Origin of the sequence: Mucilaginibacter gossypiicola (genome assembly GCF_900110105.1) — a bacterium.
GTDB classification, from domain to species: Bacteria; Bacteroidota; Bacteroidia; order Sphingobacteriales; family Sphingobacteriaceae; genus Mucilaginibacter; species Mucilaginibacter gossypiicola.
Window position 1 is genome coordinate 37,772 of the sequence record NZ_FOCL01000009.1, and the last position, 23,605, is coordinate 61,376.

The 23,605-nt window shown below is 42.5% G+C and carries 15 protein-coding genes; 10 read left to right on the top strand and 5 right to left on the bottom strand.

The features are described from left to right. The 9 genes from BMX50_RS25020 to BMX50_RS25060 are packed head-to-tail and all read left to right on the top strand — an operon-like array spanning position 1 to position 13,390. On the top strand, positions 1–1,110 hold the full coding sequence (locus BMX50_RS25020) for a discoidin domain-containing protein (RefSeq protein ID WP_091216279.1): 1,110 nt from the start codon (positions 1–3) through the stop codon (positions 1,108–1,110). Between the two features lie 3 nt (positions 1,111–1,113). Beyond that, on the top strand, positions 1,114–2,244 hold the full coding sequence (locus BMX50_RS25025; RefSeq protein ID WP_244281097.1) for a DUF5007 domain-containing protein: 1,131 nt from the start codon (positions 1,114–1,116) through the stop codon (positions 2,242–2,244). A 20-nt stretch (positions 2,245–2,264) separates the two neighbouring features. Beyond that, on the top strand, positions 2,265–5,411 hold the full coding sequence (locus BMX50_RS25030; RefSeq protein ID WP_244281098.1) for a SusC/RagA family TonB-linked outer membrane protein: 3,147 nt from the start codon (positions 2,265–2,267) through the stop codon (positions 5,409–5,411). An 11-nt stretch (positions 5,412–5,422) separates the two neighbouring features. Further along, positions 5,423–6,946: a RagB/SusD family nutrient uptake outer membrane protein gene (locus BMX50_RS25035; RefSeq protein ID WP_091216291.1), complete on the top strand. Its 1,524-nt coding sequence runs from the start codon at positions 5,423–5,425 to the stop codon at positions 6,944–6,946. Between the two features lie 25 nt (positions 6,947–6,971). Further along, positions 6,972–7,694, top strand: coding sequence for a hypothetical protein (locus BMX50_RS25040; protein WP_091216297.1), 723 nt, complete (start codon positions 6,972–6,974; stop codon positions 7,692–7,694). 41 nt (positions 7,695–7,735) lie between these two features. Further along, positions 7,736–9,346: a DUF5008 domain-containing protein gene (locus tag BMX50_RS25045; protein WP_091216302.1), complete on the top strand. Its 1,611-nt coding sequence runs from the start codon at positions 7,736–7,738 to the stop codon at positions 9,344–9,346. Between the two features lie 28 nt (positions 9,347–9,374). Then, positions 9,375–11,075 (top strand): alkaline phosphatase family protein, encoded by a 1,701-nt coding sequence (locus BMX50_RS25050; RefSeq protein WP_091216305.1) that lies wholly within the window; start codon positions 9,375–9,377, stop codon positions 11,073–11,075. Positions 11,076–11,104: 29 nt separating this feature from the next. Further along, complete coding sequence (locus BMX50_RS25055; RefSeq protein WP_091216313.1) at positions 11,105–12,541, top strand: PA14 domain-containing protein; 1,437 nt, start codon at positions 11,105–11,107, stop codon at positions 12,539–12,541. A gap of 36 nt (positions 12,542–12,577) precedes the next feature. Continuing rightward, positions 12,578–13,390, top strand: coding sequence for a PKD domain-containing protein (locus BMX50_RS25060; protein WP_167668114.1), 813 nt, complete (start codon positions 12,578–12,580; stop codon positions 13,388–13,390). A 140-nt stretch (positions 13,391–13,530) separates the two neighbouring features. Here the strand turns inward: BMX50_RS25060 and BMX50_RS25065 are convergent, their stop codons facing one another. Then, positions 13,531–15,051: a glycoside hydrolase family 32 protein gene (locus BMX50_RS25065; protein WP_091216323.1), complete on the bottom strand. Its 1,521-nt coding sequence runs from the start codon at positions 15,049–15,051 to the stop codon at positions 13,531–13,533. 442 nt (positions 15,052–15,493) lie between these two features. Here BMX50_RS25065 and BMX50_RS25075 point away from each other — a divergent pair, with 442 nt between their 5' ends. Further along, positions 15,494–17,314: a patatin-like phospholipase family protein gene (locus tag BMX50_RS25075; RefSeq protein WP_091216335.1), complete on the top strand. Its 1,821-nt coding sequence runs from the start codon at positions 15,494–15,496 to the stop codon at positions 17,312–17,314. A 316-nt stretch (positions 17,315–17,630) separates the two neighbouring features. Here BMX50_RS25075 and BMX50_RS25080 read toward each other — a convergent pair whose 3' ends face one another. From BMX50_RS25080 to BMX50_RS25095, 4 genes are all read right to left on the bottom strand, one after another. Then, positions 17,631–21,365 carry a sensor histidine kinase gene (locus tag BMX50_RS25080; RefSeq protein ID WP_143065258.1) on the bottom strand — a complete coding sequence of 1,245 codons (3,735 nt, stop codon included), beginning with the start codon at positions 21,363–21,365 and terminating at the stop codon, positions 17,631–17,633. Positions 21,366–21,448: 83 nt separating this feature from the next. After that, on the bottom strand, positions 21,449–22,336 hold the full coding sequence (gene fabD / locus BMX50_RS25085) for an ACP S-malonyltransferase (protein WP_091216343.1): 888 nt from the start codon (positions 22,334–22,336) through the stop codon (positions 21,449–21,451). 145 nt (positions 22,337–22,481) lie between these two features. Then, positions 22,482–23,123, bottom strand: a complete 642-nt coding sequence (gene folE / locus BMX50_RS25090; protein ID WP_091216347.1) for a GTP cyclohydrolase I FolE — start codon at positions 23,121–23,123, stop codon at positions 22,482–22,484. A 9-nt stretch (positions 23,124–23,132) separates the two neighbouring features. After that, positions 23,133–23,549 carry a 6-pyruvoyl trahydropterin synthase family protein gene (locus BMX50_RS25095; protein ID WP_090534603.1) on the bottom strand — a complete coding sequence of 139 codons (417 nt, stop codon included), beginning with the start codon at positions 23,547–23,549 and terminating at the stop codon, positions 23,133–23,135. Between the last annotated feature and the right edge of the window lie 56 nt (positions 23,550–23,605).

The window sequence follows — 23,605 nt, forward strand, 5'->3', positions numbered from 1 at the left end:
ATGAAAAAGTTAAAAAAATATATGAGTGCCTTAACACCGGTGTTGATTGCAGCCCTGTTGCAAGCCGCCTGTAAAAAGGATGGCGGCTTTCATGACGCTACAGGCACAAGCTCAAAATTTGCCGGCAATACCTATGAATATTTAAAAAGTAAGCCCGGTGTATATGATTCATTGTTGGCTGTGATAAACAGGATGGGCCTGCAGCAAACGCTCATGGATAGTAATGTTACCCTTTTTGCTGTTACCAACCCAAGTTTTCAGCTGGCAATTAATAACCTTAATACGCTGAGGAGGCAAAGCGACAAAGATCCGCTGTTTTTGGCAAAGGTTGATGGCGTACAACTGGATACTATGGTATCATATTACATTATCAGGGGTAAACGTACAACCGATTCCCTGCAGCTGCAGGATGGGCTCGATCTTTCCAGCGTACGTTTCGGATATCCTATGCATGGCAAAGTTTCCAAAATATCAGCTTCCGGACTTACCGGCGGCGGCCCCGATGTTATTGAATTTAGCAACACCAAACGCAGTAAGTTTATCAGAAACTGGGCAACCACTACAACCGGTTCTAACAATATCAGCACTAAAAATGGTGTTGTTCACGTGCTGAGCCCCGATCACATTTTCGGTTTTGATGAATTTGTATCGCGCTTAACCTTTGTTCCGCCACCACCAAACCTGATAACCCAGATAGGTGGTAAGCTTACTGTTTTAAGAGACAACAACGGCGGTCCGGATAATGGTGAAGGCTCTAAAAAGGTAATAGACGGCGACGACCATACCAAGTTCCTGGCCGAATTGCAGGGGCGGTTATGGATGCAGTTTGAACTAAACGAGCCTGCTGTATCAGGGGTTTACACCCTCACTTCGGCCAATGATGCCCCCGAACGTGACCCCAGGGCCTGGACCTATGAAGGCTCAAATGATGGCAAAACCTGGACTGAGTTAGATAGGAGGAGTAACTTCTTTTTTGAGGAAAGATACCAGACAAAAGTTTTCAGATGCCCCAATACAACAGCTTATAAATTTTACAGGGTAGATATTACCGAGCTGCGTGACGGAGGTCTTTTCCAACTGGCCGAATGGACTATCAATAAAGTGAAGTAAGCTATGGAAGATCAAAACATCAATGCAATAAAAAAACGAAAAGAGATGCAAACATTCATAAAAATGGGATCTATGGCTCTGCTGTTTGTTGCAGCCGCGCTCAGTAGCTGTAAAAAGATGTATGGAATCCCGGATGAAAAAGATTATCTGAGTTCTAATGTTAACTACAGCAATAAAGTTTTTGAACCGATTTTAGGGCGTACCAGCTTAATGGGAGGGTTTAACGGCGATAATTCAACCCAGCCGCTTAAGTTTGAGATCATCAATGCGCGCTTTGGTGATGGCAGGCCGGTAACCGATCTTTTTCAAAAGAGGCCGACCTACGTATGGACAGCCCCCTACAACGGGCTTGAGAAGAGCCTGGCCGAGATAGAAGCAAAACGAAAACTGGAAGAGCACTCTTTATTTGAAGTGCGCTCATCGGGCGAGTTTATTATGTGGGCTTCTTCCACCAATGAGCTCATCAAGCCGAGGCCTGCCGATAGCACCAATTTTGCCCAGGATACACGTTATTTTGATGTCAAGATAACCAATACAGGCGGTAGCACGGTAATTCGCGATTTACAGGTACGGCCATTCCGCGAACGCCCTTATGAGCCGTCTGACGATTTTAACATTTATTCTGGTTTGCCTGCACCACACCCTAAAACGCCTTACAACCCGGCCAGCCGTAATTATATCAGGCCATTTTTAAACGGGGTAATAGGTCAGGCAACCGATATTCCGCTTCAGAGTAACGACGATAAAAAGGATGTGGTGGTTTATATCCGTCCGTTTACCGGCGGCTCAGGCAATTCGCTAAGGTTTAAGTTTCTGAATAAAGATTCGGTAGAAATGAACCCAGCCTTACTTAACGAAACAGCCTGGGACAAAATAGTACATGGGTTTAACATGCAAAAAACCGCAACCTATGTGCAATACGATGTTGCCTATCCTATCCCGTTAGTGGAGGTCTCAACTGTTTATGCACCCGGAGGAACCAGAGACCACGCCGAATTTAAATATTCACGAATTGGTTTCGGGGGCACCCGGGCAGTGGCAAGTTTCGGGATAGATTTCGCCATATACAAAAAAGGTGATTGGGAGATAGTATTCCACTTTTTGAAGGACAATCCAAAGTTTGAAGACGAATAACCGAATTAAAACTTATCACGATGAGAAAACACATACTATTTTATATAGTGCTTGCTGTTTGCATGATCTTCTCCTGCATTGAAGTTGATGCACAAGCACAAAATATAACGGTTACCGGTACGGTGGTTGAAAAAGCAACCAATAAAATACTACCCGGTGTAAATATTTATATGGGCAGTAAGGGCCTTATACAAACCGATTATAAAGGAAAGTTTACTGTTAATGTACCGGCAAACGCCACACTTACCTTTACGTTTGTAGGCTTTGTTACTGAGAAAGTTAAACTTGAGCCCGGCCAAAAAAACATAACAGTTACAATGACCGAAGACAAGAAAGGTCTTAACGAAGTGGTTATTGTAGCCTATCAAAACAGGAACAAAGAATCCACCCCAGGTGCTTCTGTTACTATTACAGCCAAGGATATCCAGGACGTACCAACATCAAATGTTGAAAGTTTGCTGCAGGGTAAGGTAGCAGGTTTAAATGTTCAGAACAATACGGGCGCTCCGGGTTTCAGGGGGTCGGTTCAGGTACGTGGTTTATCAACCCTGAGCGTATCCGGCAGCGGCAGCGAATCATTTTTACAACCTACATCTCCCCTGTATATTATTGATGGGGTACCGTTGGATGCAGACAAGGCGGCTGAGTTTGGTTTTCAAACACAGGGGCCGGGTGTTAGTCCGCTATCATTGATACCGGTAGAAGATATCCAGAGCATACAGGTAATGAAAGATGCACAGGCCACTTCCATGTATGGATCAAGAGGTGCTTATGGCGTAATCATCATCACCACCAAGCGGGGGAACTCTAAAGTACCAAGGGTGAGATATACCGGTAACTTCTTCGTTAATGCTACGCCGCAACTGCGTGCAACGCTGGGAGGTAATTCCGAACGCCAGGCAAAAATCCAGCAAATATTATCTAATGCTACCATTATTGATGAGTTAAGGAGATTAGGGCAAACCGGCTTCCTGGCCGATAGCTTAAATGCGTATTGGAATAACTCAACCAACTGGCAATCCATTTTTTATGGCACAACACACAACCAAAGCCATAACGTAGCCTTAGACGGCGGTAACGACCGCTTCAACTATAAAGCGAACATGGGATACTATTCGGAAAAAGGTGTGATCAAAAACACCGGGTTCGACAGGTATAACCTGAATATGAACATGGAATTTAAACCGAATGATAAATTCAGGTTCTTTGGTTCATTATTCGGTTCGTTGGGCAGCCAGGCTAAGGGCAACGGTGTAGGTTTGCTGCAGCAAGGCGTAGCCACAAATGGGCAGGCTTCTACCTTATTGCCTCCGCCATCCTTTTATCTGTCACCTGATGGTGTTACATCAGCTCTGCAAACTCAAAACAGCAACAGTACAAGAAATATCCGTACCAATGTTGACGGTCGTTACGAGTTTATCCCGGGATTGGCGCTATCCTCAAGCATCAGCTATGATTACACATCAGATGCCGAGTCAACATTTACGCCTGCCGCTGCAAATGCCCAGTTTGCCCAGATGTATGACTATGAGGGACGTAGCTTCACATTATATAACCGTAATGCGCTTACTTATGCCAAAACGTTCGGTTCGGATCACACCATATTCGTTAATACTTTTAATGAAATATATAAACAAGGTGGGCAAAGCGGTATCATCAGGCAAAGCCGTATACCTAATGATCAATTGCAGGGGCCTGTAGGGTCCGACTCTTATAACTCAAGAGGCGGGGGTGTATTGTCAAACTACAAAAATGCCACTATCGCCTCATTTGCGGGCTCTTTTAACTACGATTATAAAAAGAAGTACGTACTGGAGCTATCTTACCGTTTAGATGGTACATCATCAAACGGCTTAGAGAACCCGTATTCTAAAAACCCTGCAGCAGGCTTCAGATGGAATTACTACAAGGAAAACTGGTTTAAAGATTGGGACTGGCTCACATCAGGCGGTTTAAGGTTAACCTGGGGACAAAACATTGTACCAACCGGCAGCTTGCAAAGTATTTACGGCTTGTATAACCTGAATGGCAATTTCAACAACAATCCAACCATCGGTATTAACTATGAATTTGTACCCAACCCTTCATTAAAGCCTACTACTACCACGCAATACAACCTTGGCTTTGACATGACGCTTTTGCAGGGTAAAGTTGACCTAACCTTTGATACCTATTACAAAAAGGTTGATAATTTATTATTTGACAGGTTTTTGCCTAACAGTACAGGGTTCCAGAAAAAATCAAGTAATGACGTATCCATTGCCGATTATGGATATGAGCTGATGGTAACGGTAAGGCCGATAACAGGCAAGGATTTTAACTGGACGGTGTCTTTCAATGGTGCTATTAACCGCGATTATCTGCTGAGGTTACCTTCCGAATACAACGGACAGTACATCAAGTTTGATTATAACAACTACCAGCACATCGTTTTCAGGGTGGGTAAAAATACTTTGTCAAACTACCTGCTGGTTAACCAGGGTGTTTATTCAAACGATGCCGATGTACCGGTAGACCCAGTAACCGGTAAAAAATATCAAACCAGCGGGCTCGCTTTCAAAGGCGGCGACCCAAGGTTTAAAGACGTTAACGGCGATTACATCCTTGATGACCGCGATTATGAAATAACCGGTAACTCACAACCTTTAATTACAGGTGGTGTATCAACAAACATCAATTATAAAAATTTTGGATTAAATGTATACGCCACTTATACAGCTAAGAGAACAATTTTAAATAACGCGCTGTCAGACCGCTTATCGATCATGAAGGACCCTTATGCCCTGCTGGCTGCGGTTCCGCTGGATGACCTGGATATATGGCGAAAACCGGGCGATCAATCCAAGTATCCTAACCCCTATTCATTCTCGAGGTTTAACCAGATCAGGCCGCTCCGTTCTGATCAAAGTTTGTGGCAGGAAGAAGGATCATACCTGAAGATCAACACGGTTACGCTTTCCTACATGTTTGACAAGAAGTTTGTGAGGCGCTTTGGGTTCAATAACGTAAGGGTTTATTTCTCAACCAATAACCTGATCACATTTTCAGGATATAATGGCCCCAACCCTGAAAACGTAACGTCGCTGGGCAGGGATATATCAAGCGGATACCCGGTACCGCGCACTTATAATTTAGGCTTAAATATCGAACTCAATACAAGTAAATAAAACTCAAGATCATGAAAAAAAGTGTTATATGCATTTTAGCAGCGGCAGCAAGCTTGTGTTTACCATCCTGTAAAAAGTTTCTGAACGTACAACCCATTGATAAATTAACAGGGAATAACTTTTACCAGTCAAAAGATGATGTGGTGGCCAATATTTATGATATGTCAAGAACATTTTTTGGCAAGGTCAACGAAACGCATTTCATCGGCGCTACAGGCGAATATCGATCAGGCGAGGTTTTATCTGAGCCTCAATCAGATAATGGGCCTGCGCGCGCATTTGTGGAAGTGTTAGGCAGGAATGACCTGCTTGGGCTTATCAATGGCAACCCACCCTGGAATTTTTACAACTTCTATCGCATTACAGATTGGACCGGCTATTACCAGGTGATTCAAAGTGCTAATATCCTCATTTCGAAACTGGAAGCAGGCGTGCCGGGGGTAAACGAAACTGAGAAGAAGCAATTTGAAGGCGAAGCCGCTTTTATACGCGGGCTTGCATACTTCTATATGGTAAGGCTTTACGGTGATGTGCCTTATTATACTGATGCCTATCACTCAACCGCTTTACCTCGCGAAAACATGGTATCTGTTTTAAATAAAAGTATTGCCGATCTTAAAACATACAAGGATGGATTACCCTGGACTTATGCAGATCCTGCTTTAAAAGGGGTAAGGGCAAGCAGGGGCAGCGTTATTGCGCTTATCATGAACATGAATATGTGGAACGCCGGCTTTGACAAACCTAATGCAACCAAGTACTACCAGGAAACCGCAGATCTTGGGCAGGAATTGATTAAGAGCAATGCTTACAGGCTACTGCCCATAACCGAGTGGGCTACCGTTATCAAAGGACGATCAGATGAGAGCCTTTTTGAATTTTACCGCAGTATCAACTACGGCGACCAGAACACCAATCTTGCTCCAATTGGCGATATGTTTCTGCACTATCCTTATAAAAGACCTGAATATACACACCGTATAAGCTTTGCCTATTTCAGAGCTGAATATATGCAAAAACTATATCCGGGCACTGCTGATAAGCGCGCTACCATATGGTTTAACTCCGATATATATGCAGATAACGGAAAATTCATGATGCTCAAATTTGCTCAAAACTCTTTTGCAACAGGCGAAGAGGATGCCAATCCCGACAACACCTTTATGATATTCAGGTATGCAGGTGAAATGCTGCTATGTGCAGAAGCGCTGGCCGAACTGGGTCAGGATGATCAGGCTATAGCCCTGGTGAATAAAGTGAGGGACAGGGCCGAAGCTTCGCGCTATACCGGCGGAGGCGGTCAGGATCTGAAGGATTTCATTTTCCTGGAAAGATCAAGGGAACTGATGGGCGAAGGACACCATTACTTTGATCTGGTACGCACCCGGAGGATCATGAACAGTGAGTGGTCATATAATGTGTTGACTTTGGACAAATTTAACCGTGGCGCCTGGACCTGGCCAATCAACAGCAGCGCACTGGCTAACAACCCTTTTATGTCATTAAACATGTACTGGGTTAACGGAGGCAATTAATTCCTAAAAAGTAATGATAAGAAATATGAAAAATATAATTATTGTTTTAGCCGGTTTTTTACTGGTGCTTACCGGCTGTAAACGCGATGAGTATTATAAAGACGGAGGTAAAGCTCAGGCCGATTATCCTGCTGATATGCTTCAATACCTGCAAGATAAAGCAGTACCGTTTGATACCATTGCCCAAATCGTAAAACTGGCTGGGATGGAAGAAACATTCCGCAAAAGTGATTTTACCTTTTTTGCACCGGATGATGATGTGATTAAAAGAACCATAGGCAACAACAAAACCAGCGGATCTTTAAACTATTTTTTGTTTTATTCTGGTCGTGATACCGTGAAAAAGTTATCGGATATCGACTCGGCCATATGGCGAAAATACCTGCAACGGTATATGTTCAAGGGCATTAACCACCTTAAAGATTATCCGCAAATAGATTTTAACCTGCAAAATCAGTATCCGGGAGCCCTTTATTATGCTTACAGTGGAGATGTGGAGAACATTGGGGTGATATATGGCGATGCCAATAATATCAAATATATAGGTCCGCGCACACTGGTAATCAGTTATATCTATGACATTAACAATGCGCAGAACGCGGTTTTTCGAAATAATGTCTCTTCATCAGATGTCAAACCAAAGAATGGCATAGTGCATACCCTTCAGTATAACGAGGCTTACTTCGGATTTAACCGGGACGACTTTTATGAGGAAATATACTTCGCAGGCCTTCACCATTCTGAGTAAAACATTATTAACAATATTATTTCAATGATAATAAATTGAATATGAGAAGACTTAACTATATCATCATGTTTATCCTGCTGATGCTCACAATGGAGGCATGCAAAAAGGATAAAACAATTTATTCCGATCCCTATGGGGACGGAAAGCCACCATTAGGCGTAACTCTCAGCCCCGACGCAATACCTGCACCGGCAAACGGGGCAGTGGGTACCGAGGTAACGTTCAAGGCTACCGGTCTTGTCCCTTATAAAGACAAAATAAAGTTCATGTTCAACGGCGAACCTGGTCAGGTTATCGAAGTAACGGAATCAACAATTAAAGTGAAAGTACCTCCCTTTGGCAGCACAGGTATTACGTCAATCGCTATCGATGATCAGTTAGTGCTCGGGCCGCTATTTAAGGTGTCGGGGTTAATCAATATCGATCCTTCATTCAGGGCTACAGCCGGAGCAAACAATACAGTAAACCAGGTTTACCCACTTGCTGATGGACGGAACCTTGTACTGGGCTGGTTCACCAATTATGATAATAAAGGGATCATCACGCCCCTCAACCGGATTGTAAGAACATCGGCTGATGGTGAATTTGACCGCACTTTCCGCACAGGTAAAGCAGCAAACGGATCATTATCAAGGGTGATAGAACTTGGCGGAAAATACGTTATCGCGGGCGGCTTCAGCGGGTACAATCAGCGTACAGAAAACATCAGCAATATTACCACTTTAAATGTTGATGGCAGTATTGATACTATTGGTGTCAAAACCTACCGGCGCCCATCACAAACTGATACAACCAAATACTTTCCGAAGTTTAATGGCGGCACTAATGACTATATATCTAAAATATACAAGCATCAGAACAAGATACTGGCAACAGGAAATTTCAGATACTATGTACGCAGGGTTTATACCGAACATAATCATGACTTTAGTCGCGACACGGTGATTCTTGATAGTACAGAGATAAGGCAGGTGGCCCGCTTTAACCTGGATGGCACACTTGACAAAGCCTATCGCTTTAACATAGCAACTAATAAAGGTCAGCCTTCGGCAAACGGCCCTGTTGATTCGTACATGCATACCGATGCTGATCAGCTGGAGAAACTGGTGCTGTTTGGAAGCTTTACTACGTTTGATTCCAAAGCCGCAGGTCGTTTGGTTCGCTTAAGCGCCGACGGAACTATTGACGACTCATTTAAAACCGGTACGGGTACCGATAACAGTATCTCTTCCTTAACATACAACCCTGTTACCAAAAAATATTTGATAACAGGCATATTCAGAACGTACGATGGCAAATCGGCTATTAGCATGGCGCTGGTTAACCTTGATGGTTCTCTTGATCAAACCTTCGTAGCCAAAACATTTGAAGGAGGCTACCCCGGTTTTGCCCGCCAGCTCAATGATGGGTTGATAGTGGTTAGCGGCAGCTTTAAAAAATATGATAATGTTACTCGTAACGGTTTTATGGTTCTAAATACCAAAGGCGAGCTTGCCGGTAGCTATAATACCACCGGCCCATTTATAGGTAGCTTGTCTGACATCATTGAAACCAAATCGACTGATGGTAAACGGGCATTATTGCTCATCGGTAGCATTTATCGCTTTGATAACACCCCGGTTAACAATATCATACGTGTAACCATTGAATAACTTAAGAGAACTTATAATCCATAAAGAGATGCAGAACAGGAAAAAATATAAACAAATCATTTTTTCAATTATTTGTGCATTGGCTGTCGCAACAGTATCATGTAATAAGGATTTTGTGCGCACGCTGCCCGATAAAAACTATACAGATACGGCCAAAGCAACATCCGGCGAACGTAAGGTTTTATACCTGATTGTTGACGGGGCCAGAGGCTCATCAGTAAATAGTGCCAATGTGCCTAATATTAAAGCATTACTGCCCAGTTCAATTTACAGTTGGGTTGCCTTGAGCGATCCGGATTCGACCCGCGATGTAAGCAACTGGGCCAATATGCTCACTGGTGTAAAGAAAGAAAAACACAAGATCTTGTCGGATGATTTTACCGGAAACAACCTGGCAACTTACCCGGTTTTTTTTGAAAGGATAAAAGAAGAAAAGCCAAACGCTAAAATCGTTTCGTTTGCTTCGTCTGCTATTTTCAAAAACAAGTTAACGCAGGGTACTGCTGTGAGCGAGTTATACGATACCGATGAGCAAATCAAAACAGCTGTAGTTAATGACCTGAATACCGACACCGCCCAACTGATAGTTGGCCATTTTAATGACATCAGAGAAGCCGGGGCCAAATATGGCTTTGATAATTCATCGTCGCAGTATAAAGCCTCCATTGAAAAATTTGACGGTTATGTAGGCGAGATTGTTAGCGCCCTGAAAAAACGGAAAAACTACGTTAATGAAGATTGGCTGGTAGTGATAGCATCAAGCGGTGGTGGTAAATTTAATATCCCGGCTAACGAAAATGATAATACCGTTTTCAGCAATACTGCCGCCAATACGTTCACCATTTATTACAATCCAAAATATAAACAAAGGGTAATAGGTAAACCATTTACAGGCAACAGGTATTTAGGCCGTACAGTGCGTTTGAAAGATACAGGCATAAGGGCCGAAATTGATACCGCTGATATTTTCAACATCGATGACACTACCAAGTTCACCATTGAGCTAAAGGTTAAAAAAAATGAGGATAAATTCTTCTGGCCAAGTATTTTGGGTAAAAGGGCACAATGGTCGTCAGGACATCCGGGCGTTGGCTGGGTAATTTACCTGGAAGATGCTTACTGGTATTTTGAATATCGCGGTACAAAGGATGGTGATTACCACCAATGCCGTGGTGCCGACCTACAGAAAGGCAGATGGGAAAATCTTTCTGTTAAATGCGAAATACGTGCAGGCAAGCGATATATCAGAACCTACACCAACGGAGTTTTTGATAATGAATTGGAAATAACCGCCTCGGGTAGTCTCGCCAACAACAGCCCGCTTAAACTGGGTTATTTAAACGGAACCGGGCATGGTACACCTGATGTGTATGTAACTGATATCAGATTTTTTAAGGTTGACGTGCCGGATGCAGTGATCGGAAATTATGCTTGCGAAACATCTATAAGTGAAGGTCACCCCTATTATACTTTCCTGGCAGCTTACTGGCCAGGCACAGATGGGCAGGGCGATAAAATAAGGGATATAGGCCCTCAGGCCCGTGACTTTCAATTAAAAGGAAATTACCAGTGGGAAGATTTTAACGATCTGATATGTCCGCCGCCGGCCGGTGCGCTGGCTCAGTTTGTTCCGCAAACGGCAGATATTCCTGCACAAATAATAAACTGGTTCAGAATACCGAACCGGCAGGCCTGGGGGCTTGACGGACGCGTTTGGCTTGATCAGTAAAAGTTAACCATTACCAACTAAATTATTTGATGATGAAAAAATATAAATATGTTTTGTTTATCGGATTAATTGTTCTGATAGCGGGAGCCTGCAGGCAAAATGATCTTGATGAGCTGAAACCAATTCAAAACACCGATAGGAACGTTTCCGGTGCAGGAGCCAATACGGGTGATGCAACTGCCGGTAACGAAATAGTTAAAGTGCCATTTAAAATATCTTTATCCGGCCCTGCAACTAAAGCATTTCAGGTGGGTATAACGTTTAACAATGATACCGTAACCCAATTAATTGCAAATGGTACCCTTAAAAACACAGTAATACTGCCTGCAGGAGCAATTGATTACCCCAGTGTAATCAACGTATCATTTGGCGCAGATACCGCAACATCGGTTGCCAGCGTCAGGTTATCAGCCATAGAAGCCAATTATGGTAAAAATGTGGCCTTTGCCTTTAAACTCACTGATCCGGGCAAAGGCAACCAGATCAAAGGATCGCAATCAAACATCCTGGTGGTGCTTGATACCAAAAAGCTGGTTAAGGAAAGCGATATTCATTACGTATCGCTTTTAAATGGCGGCGGCATTATGAATGTTGATTATCAAAAAAACTATACAACAACGCCGGCAGGTATCACCATTCCATTAACCATAAACCTGGCAGGCGTACCTGCCGGTGCATTTAATGTTAATGTGAAACTGAATATGGACACGATTGCCACTTTGGTAAGTAAAAAAGTGTTGCCTGATAATACTATTGCGCTTAACCCCGATCAATTTTCTATTGACACCCTGATCAGGGTAAACTCTAATGCCAGTACCGCGATGATACGTCTATCAATTGGCTGGCCGGTTTTTGACGCCAACATTGCTGCCAATAAACGTTTTGGCTTTGTGGTGAGTTTGGCTAATCCGTCAAAACACATCCTGCATCCAACAAACAGCAAACTGATTGTGTTGGTACAACCAGAGGTTAACCTTGATAATAACTCATATATAACCGGCAATGGAACTGGTTTAAAAGCAGAATATTTCTCCAATAATCAGCTGCTCGATTTTGACGGCAGAAAGCCCGACCTTGTACAAATAGAACCCACTATTGATTGGCCTAATGATGGGGTTTGGCAAGCTGCGATACCAAGCATAAGTCATGATAATTTCTCCACCAGGTGGACCGGCGAATTTCTTGCACCCGTTAGGGGTGAATACGTGTTCTGGCAGAATGAATGGGACGACGGATCAAGATTATACATAGATGGCAAGGCCATTATTAATGATTTCACAACCGAATGGGATAAGGACAGCCGTACAGCCAAAATATTCCTGGAACGTGGCAAACGTTATAAAATAGAAGCCGATCACCGTGAAAACGTGGGCGGCCAGCGTGCCCGTTTAACTTTTGAAGTTCCATCGGCCGGCATCAATGGCAGAAGAATAATACCACAAAGCCAATTATTCCCCGCCCCTTAAGCCTGTTATGCTAATTGATCAATGAAAATTAAGGACATGAAAAAAACATTGTACATTATATCGGTATTTTCAACAGTAGCCATGTTGTTTGCCGGATGTAAAAAAGATAAACCGGCCCCTCAGCCCGAACCGGATGAGCCCAAACCCCTTGCAGGTTTCACAGTAGCACGAACAGATAGTGTTGATTTTTTAAGCTATCAGTTCACCAGTACATCCACCAATTACAAAGATATCCTTTGGCAGTTTGGCGACGATAGCACATCGGCCGAAAAAGCACCTAAGCACAGGTATGCTTTTGATGGCTTGTATCACGTAACATTAACAGCCAGAAATTCACAGGGATATTCGGCTGCCCGAGAAATAATATTGAACGTTGCCGATCCTAACTTTGACCGCACCAAGGTTGGTGAAAGCTACTTTGCTACTATAGGAGGCACGCTCACCGTATCACGCGACAACGGCGGAGGCCCAAATGCAGGCGAGGGATCACTAAAGGTGGTTGACGGCGATCCGAACACCAAATTTTTGCAATCGGGGTTCTCCGGCGATCTGGTGATGAAATATGAACTTAAAACCCCCGCGGTTGCAGGAGCTTATACCATGACATCGGCAAATGACTCCCCCGATCGTGATCCTAAAGGATGGATACTTCAAGGCTCTGAAGATGGCATACGCTGGATAAACCTGCACAGCAAAAACAACGAAGTTTTTGCCAACCGCTTTCAGCGGATCCTGTACCACTTTAATAATAATGTGGCTTACAAGTTTTACAGGCTAAGCATCAAGGTTAATAATGGCAGCCGTGATTTCCAGATGGCTGAATGGACAGTTAATAAAAAACAACCGTAAAGACTGTTTGAATAACAAAAGTTGTATTGCATATTCCGATAAACAAAAAGCCGATTTTTCAGTCGGCTTTTTGTTTATCGGAATATTTTTCATTTAAGTTGATCAAAATTCTAAAGGGTGTGTAAGCAAATTGCTTTGGTCTATTCCCCCCTATTTAAATTCCACATCTTTAAACTTTTCACCACAGCTGCACCTTCCGAAAATAAGGCCAAACCAGTAGCATCTTTATCAGGATAGATCATGGTCGAGATCACTTTTTCACCGTCGTTGCCAAACACTTCCAATGATGACCTGTCAAGCAATACCTTCACTTTAACAATACCATTTATTGCTTTCATGGGAGCCGTTTGTATCAAATTTTCCGGCGACTTATTGTCTTTTTCTGAGCCCGTGCAATCAACAAAAAGCAATTGCTTTTCTGCATCATAGCCTAATGTTACTTTTTTATCCGTCCCGGCTTTTCCGACAACGTTAAAGCCTGCCTTCCTGGCATTCCTGATATCAAACTCAGCATCAATCCAATAAGCGTTTCCATTACCCGGTAATTTTAACCCGGCACCGTTTATATCGATGTTCGTTTTCTCAATAACTTTTCCCGTAGCATACTTATGCAGCGCCCTGGTTACGAAAACAGAAGGCAATTGATTAAGAACCAGCCCATCACCGGTGGTTTTTAGTGAAAGATCATGCGGAATAGACATTTGCCCTTTCCATGGGTAGGTTTCCTGGCGGCCATTTTGCAGCCACCCTAAAAGTATCTTTTTATTTTCCGGGGCATCCCGCCAGGCTATCGCAGCATAAAAAGCATCGCCATAGTCAACTTTTAATACCTTATTGGTTTCGTTAACACTTTTGAAAGTTATACCATCAAAATCGCCAACAAAGTATTGAATCAGCGGACCGTGTTCGCCTCCCGAGGAAACAAAAAGTACCCATTTGATATTGTCGGGATTGCCGTCAACCACAAGGGGCAACAATGAAGGGCATTCCCAGCCATTTTTTGTAAAGCCTGCCGGCCCAAAGTCGCTCAGCTTGTTCCAGTCCTTTAAGTTCTTTGAACCGTAAAACCGCACCATATGATCGTCAACCATGGATACTGTCATGATCCATTGCTGCGTTGGCTGATACCAGAAAACGTTGGGATCGCGAAAGTCATGCATATTAAGATCAATAACCGGGTTGTGCGAATATTGCTTATAGCTTAAACCACCATCGTTACTATAGGCAATAAACTGTGATTCTTTTTTCTGCTTAGGCTGATCGGCCGTAAAAATGGCCACCAGCGGCGGTTTGCCATTGATACCGAACCCGCTGGTATTGCTTTTATCCAATACCACCGAGCCCGAATAGATCCAGGTAGTGGTATCTTTTGTAATAACCTCAGGAATGGCAACAGGAAGATGTTTCCAGGCTATAAGGTCTTTACTCGTGGCATGCCCCCAGCTCATGTGCCCCCATTTATTTTCAAATGGATTATGCTGATAATATAAATTGAATTCTCCGTTTAAAAACACCAGTCCGTTTGGGTCGTTAGTCCAGTTTGCCGGTGGCGTAAAATGATAGGCAGGCCGCCAATGCGGAGTCGGTACAGCCTTTTCCTGGGCAAATACGTTGCCGGCAAGCGAAATTAAGCCAAGGCTTAATAGTTTAATCTTATTCATATGTTACAGGTATAATCTTTAGGTTTATGTTAGCTCCAATGTGTAAGAGCAAAATTTGGTTAATCCAATTCTGCCATTAAAGGCAAATCAAACGCAAAATAGCTAAATCGTTCTCAAAGCTAAAAATGCGGGTTTTAAACAATAAAAAAAACAGTTTTGATTAAAACTTTTGCTGTTGTGTATCACCAACTATGCAGAAGACCGTTGTCCTTTCAATCATCTGTTATGGTACAAACGCCTTGTCAACAAATCCGTCAGCATAATTTATGATTATAAAAAGGTATTGCTTTTGCTGATTATCTTATCAGACTTTTATACCTATGTGCAAAAAGATACCACGCCTAACTATACCTGCTATTGAAAAAATAATTATTTATTTTTTCAATATATTAATATATTAATTTTCAATAAATTAACACAATAAACACCTAAGCCCAATTTTATGAAAAATATCGCATTAGCTATGTCTGGCGGAGGGTACCGGGCAGCGGCATTTTCTCTTGGTGCTTTATCATATCTGAACAATACCGGATATGATGACCGCACGCTATTACAAAACGTAACATTCATGAGCTCAACATCGGGCGGCAGTATTACCAATATTGCCTATAGCGCAGGATTATGCCAGGGGGACTCTTTTTCAACGATCTATCTCCGGTTGTTAAATGCTATCGACGGCGAAAAAGCAATTAAAAGGGCCTTTGAGATTCTTAATCATGACGCAGCCTGGCAAACCCGACCAGATAAAAGTCGCAATTTGATCAACGCCTTTTCCATGGCTTATGATGAATTACTGTACCCCAATCAATATTTTAAGCTGTATACTGATCGCCTTGGCGGAACCCATCTTGAAGAGATCTGCGTAAATTCTACCGAATTTGCCAACGGGTTAAGTTTCCGCTTTCAATCCCAGCACCCTACACTTAATAATGGGAAGATTGGCAACGGCTACATTTATTTCAGTGATCTGGATGCGGCCTGGCGTTTAAAACTATCGGATATCCTGGCAAGTTCCTCTTGTTTTCCCGGCGGTTTTGAGCCGCTGATCTTTCCGGAAGATTTTACCCATGCCGGCCTCAAACCGAAAGAGCTGAATGAAGCAATAAATTTCAAGAACAATCCTTTTACTACCGATGAAAAACCAGACGATATTTTTGAGGATGAAGAATTCAAAGACAACCCCAAACGTTTTGGGCTGATGGATGGCGGTATTGCTGATAATCAGGCTATCGACAGCATCCTGCTTGCCAGCCAGCGCCGTAAAGAAAAGGCCCGCCCTCCGTTTGATCTGTTGCTGATCACCGATGTAACGAGCTACTTGATTGACAGCTATACCCTCCCACTGGAAAAAAAGAGCCTCCCCGGTAAAGCTACAATTAATGGCATCACCTGGTCGCTGTTTATCCTGGGCCTCCTGTTTCCTATAATGATCCTGGCGTCCCTCTTTACAGGCTGGCAGCAGTGGATGTACCTACTTTTTATTCCATCGTTACTGGCACTGGTAAGCTGGCTTGCTATTCAGGTCAAACTTCTGCTAACGCGCATCAGCGCCAATCGCGAACGATCAACCTGGAGCCTGATGCTGCTAAGTTATGCGGGATACTTTTTAAAACTTCGCCTGAGTGCCCTTATCCAGATGCTTACCGCCCGCTTAAAATCGGTGTTGATGATCACTTCCGATATTTACCTCAAACAGATCAGGGCGCATTATTACAGTCAGCTTTATGCCGATCCGGCCACACATTACCTGGTTGTAAGCAATGCCATTTATGACCTGAGCCAGGTTAAGCAAAAAGCCGCAACCGGAATACCTGTTGTACAACAGAAAACAGCCAATCCGGATGATGAGGCAGGCGAACTGCAGCTTGATAAAGTAGCACCACCTTCGGCTTCGCTGGTCGGTATTGCAGAAAAAGCCCGGGTGATGGCCACTACCTTATGGTTCGATAAATATCAACGGAAAGACAACAGCAAAGCTGCCGTTGTGGCAACCGGTCAGTTTACAACCTGTTATAATTTATTGAAACACCTTTATGCAAAACAACAGCGGGTGAAATTGCAAGACGCAAACCAGCCGGCCACCCAACCCGCAGAAACATGGACAACTGCCGATGCTCAACTTAAAACAACCATGGAAACCGACTGGAAGAGGTTTAATGAAGATCCTTTTTGGCTTTATAACCAGGAAGGCATTTCCGATCCGGGATTCAGCCCATTAATGGCGATAGCCGAAAAACAACGCTTCAAAGTGGTCAATAAATAGTTACGGTCATACCTCCTCCCGGGCTACAGTGTACCCACATCTTTTAATTATTATGATGAATTAAAAGAAGATGTAATTTCGACGAACCCGTTGGGGAATGGGCGGATGTGGAGAGAAGAAATCTTATACATCCAGCTCTAAACTATGTGAAGCCACTTTACAGGGCGTATAAGATTTCTCTTTCACGCCACCACTCAGCCCGCCCCTGCTCTATAGAAATGACATTTTTACTTAAAACTTATGGGTACACGGTAGCCTTCCGGCATTTTTTCCCCGGTGGCCAAATGAAACGAACCAAACATTTTATTATTTGCCTTTAAGCAGCCGGTAAGCTTAAATAGAATGTTGTGCCTGTACCCATGATTGTTTCAAACCATATTTTGCCATTGGCATTTTCGATAGAGTTTTTGATGAATGCCAAACCCAAACCCGTTCCGGAACTTTTGGTGGTAAAGTTTGGTTCAAAGATCTTTTCGCGCATTTCCTCAGGAATCCCGTTACCGTTGTCCTTGATGGTAAGCAGGATATTTTTGCTGGTTACCAGAAAATTAATATCTATGATACATTTCCTATCGGGAGGGGTAGCTTCGATAGCATTTTTTAACAGGTTATTAAAACAGCGTAACAACTGATCGCGGTCGGCATTGATATTAAAGATGCTTTCGGGTTGTTGATAAGCAATTTGTACGTTATCCATTTGTTTAAAAATGGTGACTGCCTGGTTCAGCATATCAAAAATATTAATCTGCTCAATACGTGTATCGGGCATTTTGGCAAATGCCGAAAACTCCGAAGCTATTGACGACAGGCTCTCAATTTGCTCAACAAATGACTTGCTGAAACGTTCAAACTTTTGATCAAACTTAGGGTCTTTATCCTTCCATGATTTATCAAGCAGTTGCAAGCCCAGCTTTAAAGGTGTTAGCGGATTCTTGATTTCATGAGCAACCTGCTTGGCCATTTCGCGCCAGGCGCTTTCACGTTCAGATTGAGCGAGGCGCTGGGCACTGTTCTCCAACGCTGATATCATTTTATTATACTCTTTAACCAATGCCCCGATCTCATCATCGCGCGACCATTTGATATGCTCGTTCTTTTTACCGTAGATGGTTTTGCTGAGACTTTGTTGTATAAAGTTTAATGGTGCGGTTATTTGCCGTGCTATAATTATTGCAAACAATCCTATAGCTATAAAAACAATAGCGTAAACGTTTATCATTACGTTAAGCAACGAACTTATGCGCTCACGGTAGTCTGTTTCATTACTGAAGTATGGTAGCTGAATATATGCTACAGTTTTGTTTGAGGATGTAAGGGTTATTGGGGCGTACGCCGCTTTATAACTCAGATCTCCTATTTTTTCATCGTTTACAAACTCTGTTTTTTGCAATTTGCTTAAAAAGATGAAGGCACGGGCGTTCATCCGTTTAGCTACCAGGCCGTTTTCATAAATTTTGGGCTGCGTGGTTAGCAGAGGAACGCCATTAGTATCAAACACCGTAAGGTCGGTTGCGTAAGTATTAGCAAGCTCGTTAAAATGAACCTGGCTCTCTTCATTAATGTGCTCAACGTATTGGGTAAAAAGACCGTTTTCGAATGCCGATGCTATCCGGGTTATCTTATCCCTGATCATTTTTTCCTGCTGGGTATGGTACTGATTGCTGATGGATAAAAACGTAATAAAGCCAACAAGCACCAGGGTAACCACCACAGCCAATATCATCGAAATTTGGATACGGGTTTTGTATAATACCTTATCAAAATTTATCCTGAAGTTTATTTTCAACCCGTCTTCGGCAATGTTAAAGATTTTGATGCGAGCCCATGACCATTTTAAAGTGATGATGACAGCGCTGAAAATCAGTATTACTACTAAAAAGAAGGTTAACGAAGTAACTGCATAATAAAGTGAGTTTTCCTCCCGGCTAACAACAATCAGGTTCCTTTCGCTGGGCTTATATACCAGGTGGTTGTATGTTGTAAAGCTTTCGTACCAGGCGGTGCTGTGGTTTTTGGTGGTCTTTTCAGTGTATTTTTTCAGCTCTCCTTTAAATTCACTGTTATCAAGTGAATAAACATATGTTCCACGCTGGCTCAACAGTTTATTATCGCTATAAAACGCGTAGGAGTAATCTTTAAAATCATTTTCGGGGCTTATGTTACCATCAATAAGCAGTTCGGGAAAAGTACCGGATATTTGAAGCGGCTTTGATTTAAGCTCAATTACAATGGTACCTAATTGCTTATTACTGGTATTTACCGGCAATATGGCAAAGTAATTCTGATACCCAAACGATTCATTCTCACGGTAAAAATAGTCGGACACCTTAAACGAACTATACAGCACAAGGTCCTTAAACACACTCAGCGAATAATTTTTATCGGCCGATGTAGGTTCTTCATTAGCATCAAATTCATGAACCTTAAACTCGTACTTTGACAGGTATCCATCAAAATAAAGTTTTTGAAAGCGGGTTTTAAGGTAATCGCCATTGTGCAGGCCGTTTGTAAAATAGCGTACAATGGCAGTATCTGTTATAATCTGATTTTCTACCTTCTTAAAAATATAATCAGCTGTAGCATCATCCGGGATCTCCAGCTTTTGTATCAGCGCTTTTCGGGTTTCATGCTCCTTCAGATCTTCAAAATGATTAAGCTTAATTGCCGCTATCAGGGCGCAAACGAACACAATGCCTAAAAAAGAAGTAGCAAAAAGCTGCTCTTTATGGTATATAAAGTTATAGGCCCTTACCAATACCAGCAACGTCCATAACAGGTAAAACAGTGTAAATTCGTGGTAATAAGAAAATACAACTGTAGTTATGGCAATTCCAAACAAAAACAGGAACAACTGGTGAGTTCGGGGAACATTAAGCTTCAGGCATATGGTTAAAATAATTTCATTAAGCAGGTAAAATATCAAAAAACTAAAGCATAACATTAACACCCCCAACAAGCTGAAACCAGTTAGGCTAAGTACATTATTTACATCAAAATTGATTTTTGAGTTGATAACCAGGCCATAAAACAAACTTAACAATGAAGTTGAAACTAGTATAAGCGTTAAAATAGAAACAACAACTATAATATAACCGGTAGTTTTGCTTTGCACATCATTTAAAAACCGGCGCCGTTGCCTGTACGCAAATGTTATAAACCAAAAAATAACCAGGATATTGATGCAAAAATCGCCGAGTGAAGGATAAACCAGGCTTGAGCCATAAAATATGGGGTTGAAAATGCTGAGCTTATACGTAAAGTCGGGCAGGTTATAATGCAGGTTAACAAACCTGAACAATACAATGTATAAAGCCAGGAAAATGATAGATAGCACTACGTACCCTTTTGATGCTACATAATTGCAAATATTATGCATCAGGACACAAAGCGTTATGGCCGTCAGGATCCAAAATGAAAGTTCATAATAAACAAAATCATTATTGGCGCCATTATTTTTAAGCTTTACCGAAAACAGGTAATTGTTATCGCTGCTATGAACTTCGTAGACGTTAATATCTGTAAAATCGGCTATATCAATGTTATCATCGTCCAGCAGATCTTTAGCAAATTTGTTTTGGAGATATTTGTTCTGGAAGGCATAATTGATTTTTACCGGGATAAAGAAAATAACAGAAAAATTCCCCTCAGTTTTCCGGAACGTTTCATAATACCCGTTAGGTTGCTGAATAAACGAGTAGCCTTCCTTAATAGTGTTGGTGCTATCGGGCAACACCTTTATACCGCTCCAAAAGCTTAATTTGTTATTGGTTAAGGTTATAAACCAAATACCGTTTTGGGTGGTAAAATCTTCAATAGCATTAATGGCATCCTGCTCGTTGTTGCGCAGGTTCATCATCTTTTTAAAACGCCCCGTGCCGTTAAGCTGCTTATTTATAAAAGCTTCTTTGTTATGAAGATTATTCTCCAACACCCGGGCAGATTGCACAAGACTGTTTACCGGCGTGTACGTTTTTTGTACAATAATGGCCGTAAGCAGCAAACTAAGCCCTAAAAGAGCAAGCAATAGGCGTATTTTTCCGGATGTAGTCAAGATATTGCTATACTATGGATTTTTTGATTAATACAAGCCTATAACAAAAATAAAAGCCACATGTTGTATGTGGCTTTTAAAAATTATTGCGGTAATGCGGCGCTTGCTGTTATCGCGGTTTTATCAACCTTTTTAACAAGTCCCTGCAGCACGTTACCCGGCCCTACTTCGGTAAATGAGGTAGCACCGTCTTCAAGCATGTGCATTACGGTTTGGGTCCACCTAATAGCACCGGTTAATTGGGCTATCAGGTTTTTCTTGATCAGCTCCGGATCGGTATATGGCTTGGCATCTATATTTTGATAGATAGGGCACACCGGCGATTTGATTTCGGTAGCCACAATAGCTGCTTCCAGTTCAACCCTTGCTGCTTCCATTAACGGTGAATGAAATGCGCCGCCTACTTTAAGTTTTAAAGCACGTTTAGCTCCGGCTTCGGTCATCTTAATACAAGCCTCGTCAATACCGGCAATTGAGCCTGATATTACCAACTGGCCCGGGCAGTTGTAATTTGCAGGCACAACTACTTCACTTATACGCTCGCAAATATCTTCAACAGTGAAATCATCCAATCCTAAAATAGCAGCCATGGTTGATGGCTGTATTTCACAGGCTTTTTGCATAGCATTGGCACGTGCAGCAACTAAACGTAAACCATCTTCAAATGATAAAGCACCTGCTGCAACCAAGGCCGAAAACTCACCTAATGAATGACCAGCAACCATTTCCGGTTGAAAATCATCGCCCAAAACTATAGCCAAAATGGTTGAGTGTAAGTAGATAGCAGGTTGGGTAACGTTAGTTTGCACCAGGTCTTCGGCAGTTCCTTCAAACATCACATCAGTAATGCGGAAACCTAATATTTCGTTAGCCTTTTCAAACAGCTCACGCGCTTTTTCTGACTGATCGTACAGGTCCTTGCCCATACCCGGAAACTGGGCACCCTGGCCCGGGAAAATATATGCTTTCATTGTTTTAGTTTATTGGTTGATTGAGTTGATTAGGTGAGTGGTTGACCAACAGCTACTCATCTAATCAACTTGGCATTTTATTACTTGTTGATTAATATAAATGGTTGATTAGTTTAACTACTCACTCAATCAACCATTCACCTAATCAACTGAGTTTAGACGAAATCAAATTCAAAAACTCAGTCCTGGTTTTCTCTTTCAGGAACTCGCCGGTAAAGGCCGATGTTGTGGTTACCGAATTTTGTTTTTGTACGCCACGCATGCTCATACACAAGTGACGGCATTCAATTACCACGCCAACACCAATCGGGTTCAGGGTTTGCTGAATACAATCGCGAATTTCGTTGGTTAAACGTTCCTGCACCTGCAGACGGCGGGCAAACACATCAACCACACGGGGGATCTTACTTAAACCTACTACGTGTCCATTGGGAATGTAGGCAACATGTGCTTTCCCAAAAAACGGCAGCATATGGTGCTCGCACATGGAATATACTTCAATGTCTTTCACTACCACCATCTGGCTATAATCCTCCTTAAACTTGGCCGAGTTCAGGATCTCTTCGGCATTGAGCTCGTAACCGTGGGTTAAATAAAGCATGGCTTTGGCTACACGCTCAGGGGTTTTTAACAGCCCTTCACGTTCAGGGTCTTCGCCTATCTGCTTTAAAACATTTTGATAATTGTCTTTCAGGCTATCGATCCGGTCGTGGTTATAACGGTCGATCTTGATGTATCCGCCGAAGTCGTCATCGTCGGTATCCTGGCTAAATTGTGAATCGCTCATTTTATAAAATTAACCGCCAAAATACTCGGCAGAATTATTTTCGGTTTCGTACAGCTTCACGGAGTGCAAAAATACACCTTCGTAAGCTTCAATAGGTCCTTTTAACTGGTTAAATATCTCAATACAGAGCAATTCGGTCGATGCCATTTTGCCTGCCATAAAATCAACATCTTTATTAATGTTTTTATGGTCAAGCTTTTCGATAACGTACTCGTTGATAATTATCTTCAGCTCTTTTAAGTCGATAAGATAGCCTGTGGCGTGCGTGACCTCGCCCTTTACAGTTACAAACAGGTTGTAATTGTGACCATGCCAGTTGGGGTTTGCGCATTTGCCAAACACCTCAAAGTTTTTTTCAGCGCTCCATTCCTCACGGTACATCCGGTGAGCGGCATTAAAATGTTCCTTGCGCGTTATATGTATCATCATAACAAAAGTGGGTGCAAATATACAAAACAAAAACAGGTGAGTTGTTTTATATT